The organism is Nonomuraea zeae, from assembly GCF_005889725.1.
Classification (GTDB): domain Bacteria; phylum Actinomycetota; class Actinomycetes; order Streptosporangiales; family Streptosporangiaceae; genus Nonomuraea; species Nonomuraea zeae.
In genome coordinates this window covers 1-18,752 of the sequence record NZ_VCKX01000042.1, presented here as the reverse complement: position 1 = coordinate 18,752, position 18,752 = coordinate 1, and the positions used below count along the sequence as shown (strand labels likewise).

General features: G+C 69.4%; 20 protein-coding genes and 3 tRNA genes. 9 read left to right on the top strand and 14 right to left on the bottom strand.

The window, feature by feature from the left end:
* The first annotated feature begins 41 nt into the window (after positions 1–41).
* Complete coding sequence (locus tag ETD85_RS16110) at positions 42–602, top strand: exonuclease (RefSeq protein ID WP_240779175.1); 561 nt, start codon at positions 42–44, stop codon at positions 600–602.
* A 104-nt stretch (positions 603–706) separates the two neighbouring features.
* Positions 707–1,192, top strand: a complete 486-nt coding sequence (locus ETD85_RS16105; RefSeq protein WP_240779174.1) for a hypothetical protein — start codon at positions 707–709, stop codon at positions 1,190–1,192.
* On the opposite strand, the gene ETD85_RS16100 is transcribed toward ETD85_RS16105, so the two are convergent.
* Complete coding sequence (locus ETD85_RS16100; protein ID WP_138690515.1) at positions 1,163–2,005, bottom strand: nucleotidyltransferase domain-containing protein; 843 nt, start codon at positions 2,003–2,005, stop codon at positions 1,163–1,165. The two genes, ETD85_RS16105 and ETD85_RS16100, sit on opposite strands and share 30 nt — an antisense overlap.
* Before the next feature lie 179 nt (positions 2,006–2,184).
* Here ETD85_RS16100 and ETD85_RS63135 point away from each other — a divergent pair, with 179 nt between their 5' ends.
* Both ETD85_RS63135 and ETD85_RS16095 read left to right on the top strand, forming a co-directional pair.
* Positions 2,185–2,970, top strand: a complete 786-nt coding sequence (locus tag ETD85_RS63135) for a hypothetical protein (protein WP_170246705.1) — start codon at positions 2,185–2,187, stop codon at positions 2,968–2,970.
* Positions 2,971–3,097: 127 nt separating this feature from the next.
* The gene (locus ETD85_RS16095; RefSeq protein ID WP_170246706.1) at positions 3,098–6,121 is read left to right on the top strand and encodes a S8 family serine peptidase; all 3,024 of its coding nucleotides are present in this window, start codon (positions 3,098–3,100) and stop codon (positions 6,119–6,121) included.
* On the opposite strand, the gene ETD85_RS16090 is transcribed toward ETD85_RS16095, so the two are convergent.
* A complete protein-coding gene (locus ETD85_RS16090; RefSeq protein WP_138690513.1) occupies positions 6,015–7,004 on the bottom strand; it encodes a helix-turn-helix transcriptional regulator in 990 nt (329 codons plus the stop codon). The genes ETD85_RS16095 and ETD85_RS16090 overlap by 107 nt on opposite strands.
* A 42-nt stretch (positions 7,005–7,046) precedes the next feature.
* Positions 7,047–8,012, bottom strand: a complete 966-nt coding sequence (locus ETD85_RS16085; protein ID WP_138690512.1) for a helix-turn-helix transcriptional regulator — start codon at positions 8,010–8,012, stop codon at positions 7,047–7,049.
* A gap of 58 nt (positions 8,013–8,070) precedes the next feature.
* Here ETD85_RS16085 and ETD85_RS16080 point away from each other — a divergent pair, with 58 nt between their 5' ends.
* Together ETD85_RS16080 and ETD85_RS16075 are read left to right on the top strand one after the other, a co-directional pair.
* Positions 8,071–8,715 (top strand): GNAT family N-acetyltransferase, encoded by a 645-nt coding sequence (locus tag ETD85_RS16080; protein WP_206058341.1) that lies wholly within the window; start codon positions 8,071–8,073, stop codon positions 8,713–8,715.
* A gap of 78 nt (positions 8,716–8,793) precedes the next feature.
* A complete protein-coding gene (locus ETD85_RS16075) occupies positions 8,794–9,441 on the top strand; it encodes a hypothetical protein (protein ID WP_138690511.1) in 648 nt (215 codons plus the stop codon).
* A 27-nt stretch (positions 9,442–9,468) separates the two neighbouring features.
* Here ETD85_RS16075 and ETD85_RS16070 read toward each other — a convergent pair whose 3' ends face one another.
* The 10 genes from ETD85_RS16070 to ETD85_RS16025 form a co-directional block, all read right to left on the bottom strand.
* On the bottom strand, positions 9,469–9,789 hold the full coding sequence (locus ETD85_RS16070; RefSeq protein WP_138690510.1) for a phosphotransferase-like protein: 321 nt from the start codon (positions 9,787–9,789) through the stop codon (positions 9,469–9,471).
* Between the two features lie 76 nt (positions 9,790–9,865).
* The gene (locus tag ETD85_RS16065; protein WP_138690509.1) at positions 9,866–10,492 is read right to left on the bottom strand and encodes a dihydrofolate reductase family protein; all 627 of its coding nucleotides are present in this window, start codon (positions 10,490–10,492) and stop codon (positions 9,866–9,868) included.
* On the bottom strand, positions 10,489–10,965 hold the full coding sequence (locus ETD85_RS16060) for an SRPBCC domain-containing protein (protein WP_138690508.1): 477 nt from the start codon (positions 10,963–10,965) through the stop codon (positions 10,489–10,491). The genes ETD85_RS16065 and ETD85_RS16060 overlap by 4 nt, the downstream gene beginning before the upstream one ends.
* The gene (locus ETD85_RS16055; RefSeq protein WP_138690507.1) at positions 10,962–11,297 is read right to left on the bottom strand and encodes an ArsR/SmtB family transcription factor; all 336 of its coding nucleotides are present in this window, start codon (positions 11,295–11,297) and stop codon (positions 10,962–10,964) included. The genes ETD85_RS16060 and ETD85_RS16055 overlap by 4 nt, the downstream gene beginning before the upstream one ends.
* Before the next feature lie 148 nt (positions 11,298–11,445).
* Complete coding sequence (locus ETD85_RS16050) at positions 11,446–12,510, bottom strand: hypothetical protein (protein ID WP_138690506.1); 1,065 nt, start codon at positions 12,508–12,510, stop codon at positions 11,446–11,448.
* 151 nt (positions 12,511–12,661) lie between these two features.
* Positions 12,662–13,870, bottom strand: a complete 1,209-nt coding sequence (locus ETD85_RS16045; protein ID WP_206058340.1) for a hypothetical protein — start codon at positions 13,868–13,870, stop codon at positions 12,662–12,664.
* Between the two features lie 255 nt (positions 13,871–14,125).
* A tRNA-Phe gene (locus ETD85_RS16040) sits at positions 14,126–14,202 on the bottom strand.
* Positions 14,203–14,207: 5 nt separating this feature from the next.
* Positions 14,208–14,282, bottom strand: a tRNA-Asp gene (locus ETD85_RS16035).
* 100 nt (positions 14,283–14,382) lie between these two features.
* Positions 14,383–14,455, bottom strand: a tRNA-Glu gene (locus ETD85_RS16030).
* Positions 14,456–15,961 (bottom strand): metallophosphoesterase family protein, encoded by a 1,506-nt coding sequence (locus tag ETD85_RS16025; protein WP_240779173.1) that lies wholly within the window; start codon positions 15,959–15,961, stop codon positions 14,456–14,458.
* An 87-nt stretch (positions 15,962–16,048) separates the two neighbouring features.
* Here ETD85_RS16025 and ETD85_RS16020 point away from each other — a divergent pair, with 87 nt between their 5' ends.
* Both ETD85_RS16020 and ETD85_RS16015 read left to right on the top strand, forming a co-directional pair.
* Positions 16,049–16,399 carry a metallopeptidase family protein gene (locus ETD85_RS16020; protein ID WP_206058339.1) on the top strand — a complete coding sequence of 117 codons (351 nt, stop codon included), beginning with the start codon at positions 16,049–16,051 and terminating at the stop codon, positions 16,397–16,399.
* 101 nt (positions 16,400–16,500) lie between these two features.
* Entirely contained in the window at positions 16,501–17,796 is a 1,296-nt protein-coding gene (locus tag ETD85_RS16015) for an MFS transporter (RefSeq protein WP_138690502.1), read from the top strand.
* Here the strand turns inward: ETD85_RS16015 and ETD85_RS16010 are convergent, their stop codons facing one another.
* Positions 17,797–18,084, bottom strand: coding sequence for a PspC domain-containing protein (locus ETD85_RS16010; RefSeq protein ID WP_138690501.1), 288 nt, complete (start codon positions 18,082–18,084; stop codon positions 17,797–17,799). It abuts the gene before it with no gap.
* Positions 18,085–18,172: 88 nt separating this feature from the next.
* Between ETD85_RS16010 and ETD85_RS16005 the strand changes: the two genes are divergently transcribed.
* Positions 18,173–18,752: acyl-CoA dehydrogenase family protein (locus ETD85_RS16005; RefSeq protein WP_206058338.1), on the top strand; the 580-nt coding region annotated here is incomplete at its 3' end.

Genomic DNA, 18,752 nt, shown 5'->3' with positions numbered 1-18,752 from the left:
TGCCTGGTGCCGGCGCGGGACTTCCCCCTATCCTTGCGGCCGTGTCCCGACTCCCCGAGCTGTACGTCGCCGTCGACGTGGAGGCAGACGGGCCCATCCCCGGCCCGTACAGCATGATCTCCCTGGGCATGGCCGTCGCGGGGCGGGCGGACCTGACGTTCTACACGGAGCTGCGGCCGATCTCCGACGACTTCGTGCCCGCGGCGCTGGCCGTCTCGGGGCTCGACCGCGAGCGGCTGCGCCGCGAGGCGCCCGCCCCCGAGCAGGCGATGGCGGCGGCCGCGCGCTGGATCGGCCACCTGCGGACGATCGGCCGCCCGGTCTTCCTCGCCGCGCCCGCCGTGTGGGACGGGATGTTCGTGCACTGGTACTTCATGCGCTTCACCGGCAAGAGCCCGTTCGGGGCGACGGGCTCGGGCGTCGACCTGCGCAGCTATTGGATGGGGCTGACCGGCTGCGAGTGGGCCGAGACCCGTAAGGGGATCATCAAGCACCGGCTGGGGCTTGAGCGGGTCCCCCACACACACCATGCCGGCGAGGACGCCGCCGAGCTGGCGGAGGTCTTCGAGGCCGTGCTCGACCACCGGAGCGCGACCACCTGATCGGCGCGCATTCTCACCAGATCTTCAGAATCCACTGAGGTTTCTCTGAAGCTCGCCGGAAACCTTGGAGTCGACTGAACGCTCGCATCGGACGGTGGTCCCGCATGACCTCAACGCCCCCTGAAACCCTTGAGCAGCCGACCGGCCGGCGGCGGCTCGCCCGGAACGGCCCCTTGACGCTGCGCCTCGGACTCCTCGTGCTGGTCGCGATCGGCATCCTGGGCGCGGCGTCCGAGCTGGCCTTCGAACGCCACTGGCAGAGCCCGGTGCAGCTGATCCCCTGGGTCGCGCTGGCGCTCCTCGCGGTCGCGCTGGTGCTGCTCGCCCTGCGCGACTCCGGTGGCGCCCTGACCACCGCCCGCGTGCTCGCGGTGGTCGTGCTGCTCGCCTCGGTGTACGGCGTCTTCACGCACGTCTCCGTCAACCACGGCTCCGGCGGGTTCGACCCGGCCTGGGACACGCTCTCCCCGCTCACCCAATGGTGGTACGCGCTCACCAAGTCGGTCGGCAACGCCCCGCCGCTCGCGCCCGGCATGCTGGCCCAGAGCGCGCTCCTCCTCCTACTGGCCGGTCTCACCCCGAAGCGCTGAGTCGCAGGCGGTCCGCACCTCGGCGATGAGCCGCTCGGCGCCGGCGATGGCTCGTTCCATCTCCTCAGGGGTCTGCCCGACGGACGCGAGCAGCGCCTGAGCCCGGTCGGCGAAGCCGTCGGGCGCCGACGGCAGCCGGCCGGCCGCCGCGACCATGCCCTTCTCGTTGATCAGCCAGGCGCCGTCGGCGGCGTGCAGCGCGTGGCACGCGACGCCGATCGCACGGAACAGGCAGCCGGCCGTGTACGCGGGGTCGCGGCCGGCCGCGCCGTACCGGGCGATCTGCAGCGCGAAGCCGGCCTCCCACAGCCCGCGCACCAGCGCCGCACGCAGCGCCGGCGGGTACGCGGCGACCTGCGCCCGCAGCGCCGTCAGCTCGCCGGTGGGGTCGGCCAGGATCCGGCACATCGCGACCTCGCCCGCGTAGGCGTGCGAGTAGAACCCCAGCGGATGCCCCGCCTGGATGCCGGTCTCGTAATGCCCGGCCACGCACTCCCGCCAGATCGCCTGCACCCGGCCGAGCTCCCGGTAGATCCAGTCCACCCGCCACCCGTCCACGTCGAGCCAGCCGCCGCCGTCCACCCACGGACCCCAGCCGCCCGGCTCGGTCACCTCGGTGTCGGCTCCGGTGAGCTCGTGCGCGAGCGCGCGCAGGTCGGCCACCGCGAGCGGGCCCCGGTAGTAGAGGCCGAGGTCGATGTCGGAGTCGGGGCGGTGGGTGCCACGGGCCCGGCTGCCGCCCAGCGCGACCGCGACCACGCCCGGCACCTCGGCCAGGCGGGCGGCGATGGTCAGTAGAGCCTTGTCCTGCATGAGCAAAAAGCCTAAGCCGTCAGGTGATGAACGGCTTCTGACTGCGATCTGTACTATTCAGAACTTCTCTCCTATTTTGCGCGTCACACTCAGGCAACAACACTGTGACTCCTGAAGTTGGTGAGGTTCGCGTGGCGTTAGGTCGCAAGCTATTGGCGGCGGTCGTGATGACAGCCGTCGTGTTCAACGCTGACGGCGCGGCGGCGAAGGTCGACACCCGCCCAGCCGCCCTCCCCGTCCCCGCCGCGGTCACCATTCCCGCCGCAGTCACCGTCCCCGCCGCAGTCACCGTCCCCGCCGCGACGCCGGAGACGACGGCCGGGACCGCTGCCGCAGGCGCGGCCGACGAACCCGAGTGCGTCCGGATCAGGGGCGCCGAGGCGTGCGTGGGCCCCGACGGCAGCGACCGGCCGGGGATCACGATCGAGGACACCGCGAGCGACAAGCTCCATCCCGCGGTCGAGTACTACCTGAACGGCTATCTGGGCACCCAGTACGTCATCCACAACCTGGCCAGGGAAGGCGAGGTGCGCGGCAGCCGCGAGATCGGCAAGATCGTGACCTTCCGGGCCGCGGTGTACCGGGGGAACCGCCGGGTCAAGTACGGCCGGTGGAAGACCGTGCGCAACATCGCCAAGTACCCGGTCAAGCGGGAGACCCGCGTCACCCCGGCCGGCGCGCGGGCCAGGTCCGAGGTCTGCACCTCGACGAAGGGCGCGGCTCTCACGTGCTTCGGCGAGTCCAAGTCGTTCGTCTTCGCCTGTGACACGAGCGCCGACGAGTATCAGGCCCGCGCCGAGTACTTCGTCGCCGGCGACCCGACGGCGCGCTTCGAGATCCACCAGCTCGCCGGGGCGAACACCTGCGGCAAGGCCGAGCACGGCGACCTGGCGATCAGCATGTACCGGGCGTCGGTGTTCGACCACAACCGTCGGATCGGGACGCGACTGTACAAGTACCACTAGACGCCCCACGGCCGTCGGCCTCACGGCCTCACGGCCCCACGGCGGCTCGACCCCACGGCGCTCGGCGGCTCTGCCGAGGGGCCGGAGGACGGTCATCACCGCGTCGCTGGAGCACAGCGTCCCGCAGGTGGGCGCGCCGCAGGCGTGGCAGGACGGCTACGACGGCAAGGGCGTGAAGGTCGCCGTCCTGGACACCGGGATCGACCCGGCCCATCCCGACGTGGCCGGCAAGATCGTCGAGACCCGCAACTTCACCGACGACCCCTCGGTCAAGGACGAGCACGGGCACGGCACCCACGTCGCCGCCACCGTGGCGGGCACCGGCGCGGCGTCGAACGGCCTGCGCAAGGGCGTCGCACCGGGCGCGGACCTGGCTATCGGCAAGGTGCTCGACGCCACCGGCAGCGGCACGGAGTCGCAGGTGCTCGCGGGCATGGAGTGGGCGGCCCAGGAGAGCGGCGCCGACGTCGTCAACCTGAGCCTCGGCGGCGGGCCCACCGACGGCACCGACCCGCTCAGCGTCGCCGTGGACGTGCTGACGGAGAAGACCGGCAGCCTGTTCGTCATCGCCGCGGGCAACGAGGGCGGCGACTACACCGTCGGCTCGCCGGGCGCCGCCACCTCCGCGCTGACCGTCGGCGCGGTGGACGCGAACGACGCCCTCGCCCCCTTCTCCAGCCGCGGCCCGCGCCTCGACGAGGCGATCAAGCCGGACATCACCGCGCCGGGCGTCGGCATCACGGCCGCCCGCGCGGCGGGCACGGGTCTCGGAACGCCCGTTGACGACCTGCACACCAAGCTCTCCGGCACGTCCATGGCCACCCCGCACGTGGCGGGCGCGGCGGCGATCCTGGCCCAGCGCCATCCGGAGTGGCAGGCCGGGCAGCTCAAGGACGCCCTGGTCTCGACCGCGAAGACGATCGGCGGCCAGACGCCGTACGAGCAGGGCGGCGGCCGGCTGGACGTGGCGCGAGCCGTACGGCAGGGCGTCACCGCCACGGCGTCGCTCAGCATGGGCGTCCACGAGGACGGCGCCACCGACGCCCCCGGCGGGACCCTCACCTACACCAACACGAGTGACCGGCCCGTCTCCCTGACGCTCACGCCCACCCTGGCCAACCTGGACGGCGCCGCCCCCGCGGGGGGCGCGGTCGGCCTGTCCGCGACCACGCTCACGGTGGACGCGGGAGCCGCCGCGACCCTCCAGGTCAGCGTGGACCTCGCCAAGCCGGCGCACGGCCGGCACGCCGGCTACGTCACCGCGACCACGGCCGACGGCGCGGCGGTCGCGCACACCACGCTCGCGCTGACCAGGCGCGGCAAGATGCACAAGATCCACTTCACCGCTGTGGAGCGGGACGGCGGCGCCGCCCGCGTGCCGCTCATCGCCATGTACGGCGCCGCCGCCAGGGACGACGTGTACGGCTTCATCAACAGGGAGAACGAGGGCTGGACGGTGGAGGTGCCGGAAGGCACGTACCACACGCAGGCGATCATGGGTGAGACCCAGGACGAGCTCCCCGTCGACACCCTCGTCGTCATCCCGGAGCTGCGGGTCACGGCGGACGCGGAGGTCGTGCTCGACGCCAGGACCGCCGTACCCGTCGAGATCAGGACCTCCCAGCCGGTAGCCCAGGAGGGCATCTCCACCTATTTCACCCACCGAACCTATGGCTCCCGCAAGATCTCCCTCGGCGCCATGAACTTCCCGTCGGTCGAGGGCCTCGCGGTCACCCCCACGGAGCCGGTCAGCGACGGCACCTTCGAGTTCGCCTCGCGCTGGCAGCTCGCCGCGCCCCGGGTGACGGCCAGGCGGGGCCGGGACGCGCTGGTGGTCCGCCCCACGATCAGGTCTCCCGAGTTCGAGGGCCGGAAGCGGTGGCCGCTGGCCGAGGACGGCGCGGGCGACCCGGCGGGCAAGGCCGTGGTCGTCACCAGCAAGACGTTCGGCGACTGGACGGCCAAGCAGAAGGCGCTCGCCGCGGCCGGCGCGGCGGCGATGATCGTGGTCGGTCCCGACGGCCGGGCCATGTGGCAGCCGTGGTCGCCCGTGGGCACCCGGGAGCCGCTGCCCACGCTGATGATCACGCATGACCGTGGCCAGGTGCTGCTCGACCGGACCCGGGCCGGCGGCGCCGTGCTCGACGTGACGGGCGCCTGGGCGACCCCCTACCTGTACGAGGTCATGCAGGTCTCGGCCGGACGCGTGCCCGAGCGGATCGTGCACGACGTGAGCTGGCGCAACACCGCGCTGGTCGACTCCGGGTACCAGGAGTCCGGCGGCTCGGGCCACGGCAAGGACCAGCGCTACGGCTGGCGGCCGTGGCAGACGTACGATCTGGATCTGCAGATGGAGACCCAACGCGTGGTGCGCACGCCGCTACGCAGGGCCGAGTACGTCAGCTCGGGCGACACGCAGTGGCAGCACGTGGTCCAGCACATGCTCACCTGGGAGTCCATGAACCGGCTGCGCGGCGGCCTGACCGGCGCGCCCGCGACGTACCGGGCGGGCCAGGTCGTCAAGGAGCGGTGGTTCGCCCCCGTCGTGCGCCCGGCCGCGCTCGCCTCCTCCCGTACGGGCGACGTCCTGTCCGTCCAGGTCCCCGAGTTCGTGGACGCCGACGGGCACTACGGCTACGCGGGCGGCAGCGGCGACAAGGACACCAGCGCCGCCCGCTTCTACCGGAACGGGCAGCAGCTGGAGGAGCGCAAGAGCCTGCGCGGCGACTTCCCGGCCGTCCAGGAGGACGCCGAGTACCGCATGGAGCTGTCCACGACCCGGACCTCGGCGGAGTGGCAGTACGCCACGGCCACCCGCAGCGCGTGGACCTTCAGATCCGTCAGGCCCGCGGGCACCGAGCCGCTGCCGCTGCTCGGCGTGGACTACGACGTGCCCGCCGACCTGGAGGGGAAGGTGCGCAGGACGCTCCCCGTCGCGCTGGGCTTCACCGCGCGGGGCGCGAAGTCGATGACCGCGGAGCTGTCCTACGACGACGGGGCCACGTGGCGGCGGCTGCCGCTCGTCCCGACACCAGCGGCGGTGGCTACAGCCAGCGCTCGCGGGCCGCATGCCAGGCGAGTTGCATCCTGGTCTGCGCGCCCGCGAGCCGCATCAGGTGGTAGACGCGCCGCTGCACCGTACGCAGGCTGAGCCCGAGCTGGCTGGCGATCGACTTCTCCGGCACGCCGGCGACCAGCAGCGACAGCAGATACAGCTCGTCCGCGTCCAGCGGGCAGGCGGGAGAGGCGTCGATGACCTGCCCGTCCTCCAGGGACCTGATCGGCGTGGCCCGCTCCCACTGCGCCTCGAACAACGCGATCAGCGCCTCCAGCAGGCTGCTCCCCCGCACCAGCGCCGCCGTGGGCTCGGTCATCCCGCCCGCGTGCTGCACCAGCGGCAGCAGCGCGGTGGCGCGGTCCGCGATCATCATCCGCACCGGCAGCGACCGGACGGCCCGTGCCTGCTCGCCCAGCTTGATGCCGTACGCCACGTTGGCCACCATGCCGGGCTCCTCCAGCAGGGCCCGCTCGTAGATGACCCGGTAGCTCACCCCGCGACCGAGCGCCTCCAGCTCCTCGGTGTTGTCCGTGGACGGCATCACCACGTGTCCGGCCCGGCAGAAGTACATGACCTCCTCGCGGGCGCTGTCCTGGAGGTGGCGTACCTGCTCGCGCAGCGCGGCCCGGCTCGGCAGGACCTCGATCAGCCGATCGGCGCTGCCGCGGCGCAGGTTGGCGCGGTATTCCTCGGTGAGCTGCTCCACCGCCTGCCGGGCCCGGTCGATCGACTCCTGGCGGCGTACCAGCGTGGGCCCGAGCGCGACCTCCGGCGCGACCGGCGCGAACCTGCGGCCCCCGCCGTCCCCCACCTCGCGTGCGAGGCCCACGTCCCGCATGGACGCCAGCGCGGTGGCCGCCGCCTCCGTCGTGATTCCCAGCTCCTCGGCGAGGTCCGCCACCTCCGCCTCGCCCGCCCGCACGAGTAACCGGTACGCCTGCTCCTCCACCTCGTTCAGCCCGGCAGCCTGCAACATCCCCCCATGATGGCATTCAGCCTCATACGTCACATCGGCAGCTCAGAGAGGTAGGCTCCCGGCCGCCGCCAGCAGCCGCCGCCCGAGCATCCGCGCGGCTTCCCGGAGCTCCCGGCAACCTGCGATCCGGTACGGCGCCGGGATCGGCACGAGCTGCTCGGCGTACCAGATCGGGTTGCTGGTGCTGCCGGTCAGGCGGGTGGTCCCGGCGTCGAGCGGCTCCAGCACCCCGAGGGTGCGGGGCAGGCACCGCGCCACGGCGTCGAGCGGCGCGTCGATGACGACCTCGGTGTCGTACTCCCAGCCGACCGCGAGATGCTGCTCCAGCACGGCGACCGGGTCGAGGTCGGCGGGCGGGCTGAAGGTCTCGTCGAGCACCTCGACGCCCCGGACCCGATCGATCCGGTACGCCCGCCGCGCGTCCGCCCGGTGAGAGCGGCACAGCAGGTACCAGCGGCCGTGGCGGACGACGACCGCCCACGGATCGACCTCCATGTCCCACTCCGACCCGGCCTCGGAGCGATAGCCGAGCCGGATGCGCCGCCGGTTCGAGCACGCCTGGACCAGGGCGATCGTGGTCTCGGGGTCGGGCCGGGCGGCGGCGCGGTCGGGGGCGGGCGCCGTGGTTTTGCGTACGGCCTCGACCTGGGCGGCCACCGACTCCGGGAGCGCCCGCACGATCTTCCCGAGCGCGCTGCCGACCGGATCGGCGGAGTCGCCCGCGTCGTGGTGGCCGTCGAGCACCGCCATGACCAGGCCGAGGGCCTCGGCGGTGCCGAACATCAGGGGCGGCAGCCGCAGACCGCGGCCGACCCGGTAGCCGCCGTAGGGCCCGCGTACGGACTCGATCGGGATGCCCGCCTCGCGCAGGATGCCGACGTACCGGCGGGCGGCGCGCTCGGAGACGCCGAGCTTGCCGGCGAGGCGTTCCGCGGTGATGCCCGGGCTGCCCTGAACGAGCTCCAGGGTCAGCAGGGCCCGTGACATGGGGCTCGTATCGGACTTCACAGCATCCTCTCCCCATTCCGGCAGCAGAACGTCCGGAATGGAACCTAACATGCACGGCATGAAGGAGGACACCATGCTCGGCGGGCCCGCGCTGAAGGATCCGATCCGGGCGGAACAGCTGACCGTCGTCCCCGCCGGCGAGTCCTCGTGGGATGACCTCGCCGCGATCCTCAGCAGCGGCGACGCGCGCCGGTGCCTGTGCCAGCGGTTCAAGGTCGAGGGCTGCTTCTGGCGCGACTCCACGCAGGAGCGGCGCACCGCGATGCTCCAGGCACAGCTGGAGGACGACGCCGGCGGCCTGGTGGCCTACGTGGACGGGGAGCCGGCGGGCTGGGTGTCGGTCGAGCCGCGCACCGCCTATCCCAAGCTGCGCACCTCCCGCATCCCGTGGAGCGGCCGGAACGAGGACAAGGGCGACGAGGGGGTCTGGGCGGCGACCTGTTTCGTGGTCAGGAAGGGCTTTCGGGGCCGCGGGCTCACGTACCACCTGGCCGCCGCCACGATCGGCTTCGCCCGCGAGCGCGGCGCCCGCGCCATCGAGGGCTACCCCATGATCACCGAGCCCGGCAAGGACGTCACCTGGGGCGAGCTGCACGTCGGGGCTCGCCAGATCTTCGCGGACGCCGGCTTCAAGGAGGTCAGCCATCCCACCCTCCGTCGCGTGGTCATGCGGATCGACTTCGACCACCCATCGGACGCCTGACGCCACCGGCGGAAAATCCGGTGAGATCCGCCGGCGCGGCTGCTTCACTGTCGGCATGTCCAGAGACGCCACCGCTCGATGAACCGCCGCCACGCGGGCGGTGATCCCGCCGCCGCTCAGCTCGCCGGCGAGCTGGGCGGCCGGATCTACACGGCTCTCCGCGCCGGCCACCTCGACGCCGAACCGCTCGTCGAGCTCGCCTGCCTGCTGGAGGAGCTGGAGGTCAGCACCCCCGCCACCAGGGAAATCCTCGAACGCCCCCTGGCCCAGCTGGCTTCGACCGACCTGACGGCACTCGGCGGCCGCCTGCTCAAAGGCATCAACTTCCAGCCCACCTTCGCCCTCGACCCGAGCCTGTGGCGGACGCTGGAGCAGGCCCTTGAGGTTCTGGAGCGCGACGTACGCGCCACCGGGCTCACCGGAGAGCTCCGGCTGGTCCGCCCGGATTGGGACAGCATCGGACACGCGTGGGTGGAGTTCCGGGGCTCCTGCCAGGGCAACGGGATCTGGCCGAGCGAGGGCGGCGATCCGGTGGGAGCCCTGGCCAGCGTCGCCGAGGCCGGCCAAGAAGTGATCATGGAGACGATCTGGGCCGCCTGGCCGGTCTGCCCCGTACACGATCTGGGGGCGCATCCGGCGTTCGAGCACCACAGGCCGGTCTGGCGATGCGTCGGCGCCGGCTCGCACACCGTCGCCCCGGTGGGACAGCTGCCACCTCCGCGCTGATCGGCGGGAGCTGCGGCCGGGCCGTCCTCATCCTTGATCGGGGAAACGCGTACGCAGCCGGTCGAAAGCCGGGGGCACGGGCGGGCCGGTCAGAGCGGCGACGATCAGCTCGGCCACCTCGGCCGGCCCGAGGACGGAAGTGTCCACCGTGCGCATGGACCGGCTCGTCGAGCGGGGGCACCGACGCTCCACTTCCTCCAGGGGACACCGGATCCCGACGAACAGCACCGGGACGCCCTCGAACGGCGCGAGGTAGTGATCCAGCATCTCCGGCGTGATCACCGCCTCCGAGACCACGTCGTGGCCGATGAAGTTCCATCGGCCACGGTAGAACGGCGCCGCGCCCATGATCCACTGGCGTGCAGCGGAACACCCGGCCCTGCCGGCCCATCGACGTTTCGCTAGTTAGACGAGGTTTCGCTAGTTAGACGAAGGCCGTGACGCCCTCGTACTCCCCCACGGCGGCGGCATCGACCGTCTCGTACTCGAGCAGCAGCAAACCGTTCACCGTCACTTCGTGGCGGACGAGCCGGAGGCCGACCGGCCCGCTCGGGTGGTCGAGCAGCCGCCTCCCGGAGCCGATCACGGTGGGAGCGACGACAAGCCGGAGCGTGTCGACCAGGCCCGCCGCCAGCAGGGCGTTGCCGAGTCGCGCACTGCCGTGGATCTGGAGCTCCCGTCCTGGCCGCGCCTTGAGCTCCCCGACGGTCCGGATCGGGTCGCCGCGGAGCACGGTCGTCGGGTGCCAGCTCCCCTCGGTGAGGGTGCTGGTCACGACGTACTTCGGCAGTGAGCTCATCCGCTTGGTGTACGGGTCGTCCGGGTCGGTGATCTGGGGCCAGTCCCGGGCGAACGCCTCGTAGGTGCGCCGCCCGAACAGCAGGCCGTCGGCGAGATCCAACCATTCAGAGGTACGCCGGACGAAGAGCTCGTCCAGGTGGGGCACGAGCCATCCGCCCCGGGTGAAACCGTCGCTGGTGTCCTCGGCCGCAGAGCCGGGCCCCTGGCTGACCCCGTCGAGGGTGACGAACTCCATGAGCGTGAGCTTCATCGCGCCGCCCGGCTCTCCGCGACCCCGGCGAGCTGCTTGGTGACCGTGCCCCAGCCGTCGGCGAAGCCGAGCTCCGCGTGGCGGGCGCAGGCGGCCGGATCACCGTGCCGGACGATGATCCGGTAGTCCGTGCCGTCCGGGTGATCGTTCAGCGTGATCTCCGCCGTCATGGGGACCGGCGCGGGATTCGCCGGTCGCCAGTCGCCGTCGATCGCGTTCGTGAACACGATCCGCTCCAGCTCGTCGACGACGAGGAAGCTCGCGTTGACCTGCGGGACGAACTCCACCCCGTCCTCGCTCATCAGCGTCACGAACGCGCCGCCGGGCCGGACGTCCAGCCGGTCGACCCGGCACAAGGCCGGCGCCGGGATCCACCACTTGGCCAGGAGGGACGGATCGGTCCACGCGTTCCACACGACCGCGCGGGGGGCGCGGATGACCCGTTCCAGGGTCAGGTCGAGATCGGGGTTCATTGCTGCTCCTTCAGATCGGTGACGAGGTGTTCGAGCCGGTCGGTTCGCTCCTCCCAGATCCGGCGCTGCTCCGCGAGCCAGTGTTCGACGACTGCGAGACGGTCGCGGTTGAGCACGCAGGTGCGCACCCGGCCGACCTTGACCGTGCGGATCAGGCCGTTCGACTCCAGCGTCCGCACATGCTTCATGAAGGAGGGAAGGGTCATCGGGAACTCGCGGGCGAGATCGCCCACGCTCGTCGGGCCGCGACCGAGACGCCGGATGACGCCACGCCGGGTGGGGTCGGCTAGGGCGACGAACACGCCGTCGATCTCCGCCGAATACTGTGCCATGCGGCTAAGTATGGCCCGCCGCAACACTTAGCTCAAGAGCAAAGTATCGAGAACGCCCCCAGCCGCCGCGTCAGCACGGCTCCTGAACTACGGGGAGCGAGCAGATGGCAACCAAGCGGCTTCATCCCCGGGGTAGCGACCCCAGTGATCACAGAGGCTCAAAGCGAGTCTCTCCATGGCGGTATTCGACGCGAACACCCCGTACGCCGGCGGCGTCCATGGCCGCAGCGGACACCGAATGCTTCTCATTCTCCGGCACCCAGCAGATAGGCATCCGGTAGCTCCCTCCGTCCATCAGATAGGCCACGCCGACCGTTTCGGAAGATGGGCCCTGTTTTTCACAGATCGAGTAGCTCGCCGCATCCCAATTCGCACCACCTGTACAAGGCGTAGGACCGTCTACGTCAAGCCCCCGCATGCCATCACAGTCTCTGATGGCGTTACGCCACAAAGAGTCGCAGGTGGCGATCTGCTGGAAGACACCGTCCTTGAGATCCCGCAAACAATTCGTTCTCATATTGAGCCCGAACGCGCACTCATTCGGAGAAAGACCTTCGCTCGCGCAGACAAGGTACTTGTCGAGAAGGTCAGCGCAGTCCACCCTCAGCGTGCGACACGAGCCGAGAACCACGATGTATGTTGAACAAAACTGACCGTCACCCCGAGCGTCGGCCCGGCACTCGTAGTAGGCTTCCCGTGCCTTCAGGCAGTCAAAGTCGCTGGCCGGATCGAAGTCCCCAGGACACCGCGAGAATGCCTTTTCGGCGGCGGCACACACCTCGTCAGACCTGCGAGGGCTGCCCGTACGGCACGCCAAATAGGATTCACCCGATGCGGCACAGTCCTCCCCGCTGTGAAAAATGGCCTGCTCTCCATACCTGCATTCGATTGCGACGATCAAGGCTTGTTGGCACAGCGTGGCCGAGCCTTTCACCTGATGGCGCTTCGTGCAGGTGTCATATCCTGGAGCCACCGACCGGCAATCCAGCCCTCTCGGGCCCTTGCCTTTAGGGCAAACATCGTCGGCCGCGGCCCGCGAGTCGTCCCCGGCCAGAGGATGCCATGACGGCTGCGACCGTGGGACCTGCGGAAGTGTCGTGCCCGTGGAGCATCCGGCCAGGGCGACAATGGCAAGGAGTGCCACCAGCAAACCCCTGATCCGCCACCCTGCTGCGACCACGAGCTCTCCCCATCGGTTCGCGGTGACAATCATCCTGCGGACACCAGCCGACTCTGCCCAATAACCCCACCCGCATCAAGGCCTGACCGTCGATCAGCGCATGAGGTTGTGATCTTCCGATCGGCTGGCACGGGGATCAGCAAGGCGGTAATGCTGTACGGCACGAGGCGCAGGGACAATGCGCCTACACGCCGCCTACCCCCACTTGCCCCTCGCCAGTTCCCTCCCCCCACGTCCCAGCTCCATCGGCGAAAACAGTGAGATTGCCGCCGCTCAGGCTGAGGGAGCGAACCGCCTCAGGGGCTCCTACCAATCGTGGATCAGTGGCGCCGTGGAAGGCGGTGTCACTCACCCGGAAATGACGAGGGCTCTTGAACTCCAGCCCACGCAAGCTCCAGCATTCGTCCCGCTCTCTATGCGGTCGAGGCGGCACGGCCAACTGGATCAGAACGGAGCCGACGCGTGGATGTTCGTACCGAGTGTGCGCGGCCACGTATTTGGCCAGCCGCAGCTCAGCCTCCGCAGGCACCAGCCGACGGAATGCCTCCTCCCGCCGGCTCGCCCGGCAATGCGCGCCTGCGCCGAGAATGGACTCCCCGCGCCGGAAAGGGCCCGGCACAAAAACCGGACGGGAATCTGATCGGCGTAGTCGGCGAAGCGCACCATTCGGATCTCCAGCATCGCCTGGTGCAGGATCCTCGACGCGACCCAATGCTCGCTCATCAAGAGCACGACTGGCCACGGACAGGTGCCATACCGAATCGTCCGGAAGGATCGTGGCACCAGCCGCGCGGAGGATTCCACGTTTCCCCATGCCGATCGCTACCTGCCCTGTCCCGCAGCCCAGGGTGATCCCGGATGAGTCGCGGAAGTCGAAGTTTGCTTCGGTGACCCCGTCAAGCCACAGCAATAGCTCAACGACTTCGTCAGCCGGCCGTTCAGCGGCATACCGCCGTCGGGCGGCCACCGTCAGAGTGCCCGCCCATCGGGTGCCGCCGATCCGTTCCAGCAGGAGCGAGCGAACCTCGGCGGTGGCCAGGTCATAGTCGATGCCGATTCCCACGGCGACGTCCGTCGTCAGCACCGCCATAGGCGCCCTCACGACTCCCCGTTTATTGCGGTCGTGATGGTCGTCCTCCACCGGCGGTGGCAACAACGGCTCCAATGCGTATCCGGCGATCGCCGATTGCTCCACCATCCACTTCCGCCGTTCGAGACCGAGAGCGGCCATCCACGCCAAGGCGGCACGCGCCCGCCGGTCCCGGCCCCATGATGTACGGGCGCCCAGTGCATGGAACAAGGGGATGGCGTTGTTGTCCCAAACGTCGGAAACCCTGTGAATGGTTTCCCGATCGTAGGTCCTGGCGTCCGCCGAAGCCTCCACCATCTGCATGAGCGAACGGTCCAGCAACGCACCTAACGCGCCTGCCGCCGTCCCGTTCCTGGTCGTCCTCATGCGGATCATCCTGCATCGGGACTCAGAGCCATGAGCTCGCGCACGCACCAGCTCCACCATCTGCCGACGAATAGTTGGGTGAGTGGAGTTGGCTCCGTTCGGTGGACGCCTGATCTCTGAAGGACTCTGGTGTCAGTGGAAATCAAAAAGCCCCGAACGATGACCCGTTCGGGGCGTTCTTGCTGTTCAAGCTGGTGGTCAGGGGCAGGGTCGAACTGCCGACCTTCCGCTTTTCAGGCGGACGCTCGTACCAACTGAGCTACCTGACCCAGAGCGGTCCTGACGGGACTTGAACCCGCGACCTCCACCTTGACAGGGTGGCGAGCACTCCAAACTGCTCTACAGGACCTTGCTTTTCTTGCTGGTTCTTGCTGTTTGCGCTCGCTTAGCTTACCAGCTCTTCGGTGGTCTTCGACCATCCGTTTTGCGGGTGCGCTAGGCGCTCGCGGTGCCCCCAACGGGATTCGAACCCGTGCCGCCGCCTTGAAAGGGCGGTGTCCTAGGCCGCTAGACGATGGGGGCTTAGGATTCCCTGCCGTCTTCCGTCGGAGACCTCTGAAGCATAGGGGACGAGAGCCCTTGATGCCAAAGCGGCTGACCGGCGGTCGGTTTGGGAGTGCCAGTGACCGGTCCCGTTGGCGACGGGGCGTTCCTCGGCACTGGAGAAATCATACGTTGCGGGTTGGGCTCCACGTGACGCTGGATGTAGACCGACTGCTCCCCCAGCCCGCCCAGCGTGATGTCGTCCCAGGCCCGCAGGCGCTTGGTCTCCTTGTCGAAGTACAGGACCGAGGCCTGGACCGGGGTGGGCTGGGCGTGTTCGAGTGCGCGCAGGCCCGCGCCGCCGGTCGAGCCCTGGACGAGCATGCGGGTGCCCGAAGGGAGCATGGTCGTCTTCCGCTCATGGGTGTGGCCGGCCAGGATCATGGGGGCGGCCCCGGTGAAGCCCCTGCCGATGTCCGGGTCGTGTACGGCGATCACGTCCGGCTTGTTGACCTGGGCGAGATGCGAGCGGGCGAACTGGCCAAGAGCGTCCGGGTCCGAGGCGACGGTTACGGATTTGTCCGGGGTGAACCGGGGGTCGCCGAGGCCGTAGATGTCCAGGCCGGCCACTGATCGGGTCTTGTTGTCCAGGACTATGGCGTTCTTCTGCTTCTCGACCGCTCTCTGGGTGGCCATGGAGTCGTGGTTGCCGCGTACGTACACGTACGGGACGCCGAGGCGGCCGATCTCGTCGACGAACTTGTTCTCCGCCTTGGTGCCATGGTCTGAAATGTCGCCCGTGTCGATGATCAGGTTTACGGCGAACTGGTCCTTCAGGGACCGGATGACGTTCCAGGCGATGGGGTTGATGTGGATATCCGAGATGTGCAGGACTCGGATGGACTTGGGGTCGGCGTCGTACATGGGGAGGGTTGAGACGGTTTCGTAGAGCTTGGAGACGTTCGTGACGAGTTTGGTGAGCTGCGAGCGGTACGACTCGAATCGCGTCACTATCGACTCCGCGCTGCCCACGAGCGACGGCGCGGCGGCGATGAGGCCCGAGTAGCGCGGCTCGACGAGCGAGTTGGGGCGGAACGTGACGGCCGCGAGCGCCCCCGTCCCGGCAAGGGCCACGGAAGCCGCCAGAAGGCCCAGCAGAGCCGTTCTGGGGCGCCTGAAGACCATCAGGACTGCGATCAACGCTCCCGCGCCCGCACAGAGCAACGAGCGGATGATCAGGTCGCGTACGCCGTCCATCAGATCGCCCTCAATGAGACCCGGCAGGCGGTCGGCCAGCCGGGGGTCCTCTATGAGGGCTTTGGCACGTTCCTGATCGATGTTCTCGAGCGTGATGCGGAGCCTGAGCGGGGCGTCGTGGGTGCGGAACGTGAGCGTGCCCAGCGGGCTCGCGTCCACCACCGTCTCGCCGCTCCACGCCGGGCGGAGGGACATCCCCGTCTCCACCGGACCGACCTGGGTGCGTACGGTGCCGCTGAGGAAGATGCCCAGCCAGGCGCCGGCAGCGGCCACGAGGAGCACTGCCACGACCCTTGACGCCCGTGACCGGATGACTGTCTTTGACCTGTGGACGAACTTCATACCGTTTCTTGCTTACCTGACCGACCGTGCAGAATGGCAAGGGTGATTGAGGTATCGCGGGAAAAGTTCGAGGAACTCGTGGCCGAGGCATTGGACACGATCCCCTCAGATCTCACGCGCGCCATGAGTAACGTCGTCGTCACGGTTGTGGATGATCCGCCAGAGCCCCGCCTGCTCGGCCTGTACACCGGTGTCCCCCTCACCGAACGCGGCGACTGGTACGCAGGTGTTCTGCCCGACCGTATTGAGATCTACCGCAATCCGATATGCCAGATTTGCGATACAGAAGAGGACGTCGTCGACGAGGTGCGCATCACGGTCATCCACGAGGTCGGGCACCACTTCGGCATCGACGACGCCCGGCTGCACGAGCTCGGCTGGTAACCCTTTGCTTTTGGTTGGCTGCTTTCGGTTGCGAGGTGCGACAATGATCGGGCACCTTAGGTGACATACCGAACACCGTTAGTCAGGCACAGCGGAGTCCAATGGGGGCCAAGCGGGCAGGACGGCCGCCGGGACGGCATCGCCGTGCCGAAGCACCACAAGCCACATATCGCGAAGTCATCGCCATCAAGGAGTTCCGGGCGCTCTGGTACGGCCAGGGCCTGTCGCTCCTCGGTGACCAGCTCGCGCAGGTGGCACTAGCCGTACTCGTCTATGACCGCACGCGCTCGCCGCTGGCCACAGCGGCGGTGTACGCGCTGACCTACCTCCCGTCGATCGTCGGCGGGCCGCTGCTGGCGGGGCTGGCGGACAGGTTCGCGCGCAGGGGCGTCATGCTGACCTGCGACCTCCTCAGAGCGGCGCTCGTCGGCGTGATGGCGCTGCCGGGGATGCCGTTCTGGGCGCTGTGCGCGCTGGTGTTCTTCGTGGTGCTGCTCAGCGCGCCGTTCTCGGCCGCCAGGGCCGCGCTGCTGCCCGAGGTGCTCGACGGCGACCGGTACGTCATCGGCTCCGCGTTGCAGAACATGACGAACCAGGCCGTGCAGATGCTCGGTTTCGCGGCCGGCGGAGCGGTGATCGCGACCATGGGCCCGTATCGGGCGCTGGCGCTCGACGCCGCGACGTTCCTGGGATCCGCGTTGATCCTGATTTCTGGCGTACGTCCCCGTCCGGCCGCGAGCGGCGACGACGGCGCCAAGCCGTCCATGTGGACGATGACCAGGGCCGGGGCCAGGCTCGTCTTCGGGTCGCGGAAGCTGCGGACGCTGGTTCTGTTCGCGTGGTTGTGCGGCTTCTACATCCTGCCTGAGGGCCTCGCCGTCCCCTACGCGGCGAAGCTCTACACGGGGACGCTGCCGGTCCCCGTGATCACCGGGTTGCTGATGGCGGCCATGCCGATGGGAACGGTGGTGGGTGCGTTCCTTTTCAGCAGATTCGTATCCCCACCGCGCCGATTGCGGCTCATGGGGTGGATGGCCATGCTGAGCTGCGCGCCGCTCGTCGTGACGGCGTTGCGGCCGCCGCTGGCCGTGGTGCTCGCGGCCTGGGTTCTGTCGGGGATCGGTGGGGCGTACCAGCTTGCCGCCAATGCCGCCTTCGTCCAGTGCGTCCCGGCCGAACGACGCGCCCAGGCGTTCGGCCTCGTACAGTCGGGGTTGATGGCCGTACAGGGGATCGGGATCTTGGCGGGCGGGTTCGCGGCGGAGAGACTCGGCCCTGAGCCGGTGGTCGCGCTGGCGGGGATCACCGGCGTGATCAGCGCCGCCGTGCTCGCCCTGGTCTGGACCGAGTCCCGGGGTGACAAGCCTGCGCAGGTGCGCGCCGAGGCCACCGCCTGATCACTGCTGGGGCTTCTGCTCGCCGCTCCAGTCCGTACGGTTCTGCTGCTTGTTGAGCAGGTCCTGGACGATCGAGGTGTCGGTGCCCTCGTCCGGCATGAGAAGCCAGCCGATCGCGTACACGCCGACGCCCACGCCGCCGAACAGGGTGGCGATCGCCAGCCCGATCCGGACCAGGTTGGCGTCGATGCCGACGTACTCGCCGATGCCGGAGCAGACGCCCGCGACGATCCTGCCCTTGTGGGTCCGGCGGAGCTTCTTGACGTTGTACTCACTGTATTCGCTCATGACTCAAGACTGCCCGTGGGCAGGGTGTTCGCACATCAGGATTCCCCCTGGTAGAACCCTGGTAGCCCCTTACGTGAGAGGACCCGCGATGGACGACCTGCTGCGCCTGGACGACCGACTCGACGCCGACCAGCGGCTGATCCGCGACACGGTCGAGTCCTTCGTCTCCGACCGCATCCTGCCTGACGTGGGCGATTGGTTCGAGCAGGGCGTCTTCCCCGCCCGCGAGCTGGCGCCCGAGCTGGGCGCCCTCGGGCTGCTGGGGATGCACCTGACGGGGTACGGCTGCGCGGGCACGGACGCGATCTCGTACGGGGTGGCGTGCAGGGAGCTGGAAGCGGGCGATTCGGGCCTGCGATCCTTCGTGTCCGTCCAGGGATCTCTGGCCATGTTCCCTATCTGGAAGTACGGCTCGGATGAGCAGAAGGATGAGTGGCTGCCCCGGATGTCCGCAGGTGAGGCGATCGGCTGCTTCGGCCTGACGGAGCCTGACCACGGCTCGGACCCCGCCAACATGCGGACGTACGCGAAGAAAGACGGATCCGACTGGATCCTGAACGGCTCCAAGATGTGGATCACCAACGGCTCCATCGCCGACGTCGCCGTGGTCTGGGCCCAGACCGACGGGGGCATCCGCGGCTTCGTCGTCCCCACCTCCACCCCCGGCT

Coding starts and splice junctions, on each gene's coding strand:
- ETD85_RS16070 (WP_138690510.1), bottom strand. CDS start 9,789: ATGGGCGCGGCGCCGTTCTACCGTGGCCGATGGAACTTCATCGGCCAC.
- ETD85_RS16075 (WP_138690511.1), top strand. CDS start 8,794: ATGAACCGCCGCCACGCGGGCGGTGATCCCGCCGCCGCTCAGCTCGCC.
- ETD85_RS16015 (WP_138690502.1), top strand. CDS start 16,501: ATGGGGGCCAAGCGGGCAGGACGGCCGCCGGGACGGCATCGCCGTGCC.
- ETD85_RS16105 (WP_240779174.1), top strand. CDS start 707: ATGACCTCAACGCCCCCTGAAACCCTTGAGCAGCCGACCGGCCGGCGG.
- ETD85_RS16010 (WP_138690501.1), bottom strand. CDS start 18,084: ATGAGCGAATACAGTGAGTACAACGTCAAGAAGCTCCGCCGGACCCAC.
- ETD85_RS16050 (WP_138690506.1), bottom strand. CDS start 12,510: ATGATTGTCACCGCGAACCGATGGGGAGAGCTCGTGGTCGCAGCAGGG.
- ETD85_RS16060 (WP_138690508.1), bottom strand. CDS start 10,965: ATGAACCCCGATCTCGACCTGACCCTGGAACGGGTCATCCGCGCCCCC.
- ETD85_RS16090 (WP_138690513.1), bottom strand. CDS start 7,004: ATGTTGCAGGCTGCCGGGCTGAACGAGGTGGAGGAGCAGGCGTACCGG.
- ETD85_RS16045 (WP_206058340.1), bottom strand. CDS start 13,870: ATGCAGATGGTGGAGGCTTCGGCGGACGCCAGGACCTACGATCGGGAA.
- ETD85_RS16080 (WP_206058341.1), top strand. CDS start 8,071: ATGAAGGAGGACACCATGCTCGGCGGGCCCGCGCTGAAGGATCCGATC.
- ETD85_RS16020 (WP_206058339.1), top strand. CDS start 16,049: ATGGCAAGGGTGATTGAGGTATCGCGGGAAAAGTTCGAGGAACTCGTG.
- ETD85_RS16065 (WP_138690509.1), bottom strand. CDS start 10,492: ATGAAGCTCACGCTCATGGAGTTCGTCACCCTCGACGGGGTCAGCCAG.
- ETD85_RS16100 (WP_138690515.1), bottom strand. CDS start 2,005: ATGCAGGACAAGGCTCTACTGACCATCGCCGCCCGCCTGGCCGAGGTG.
- ETD85_RS16055 (WP_138690507.1), bottom strand. CDS start 11,297: ATGGCACAGTATTCGGCGGAGATCGACGGCGTGTTCGTCGCCCTAGCC.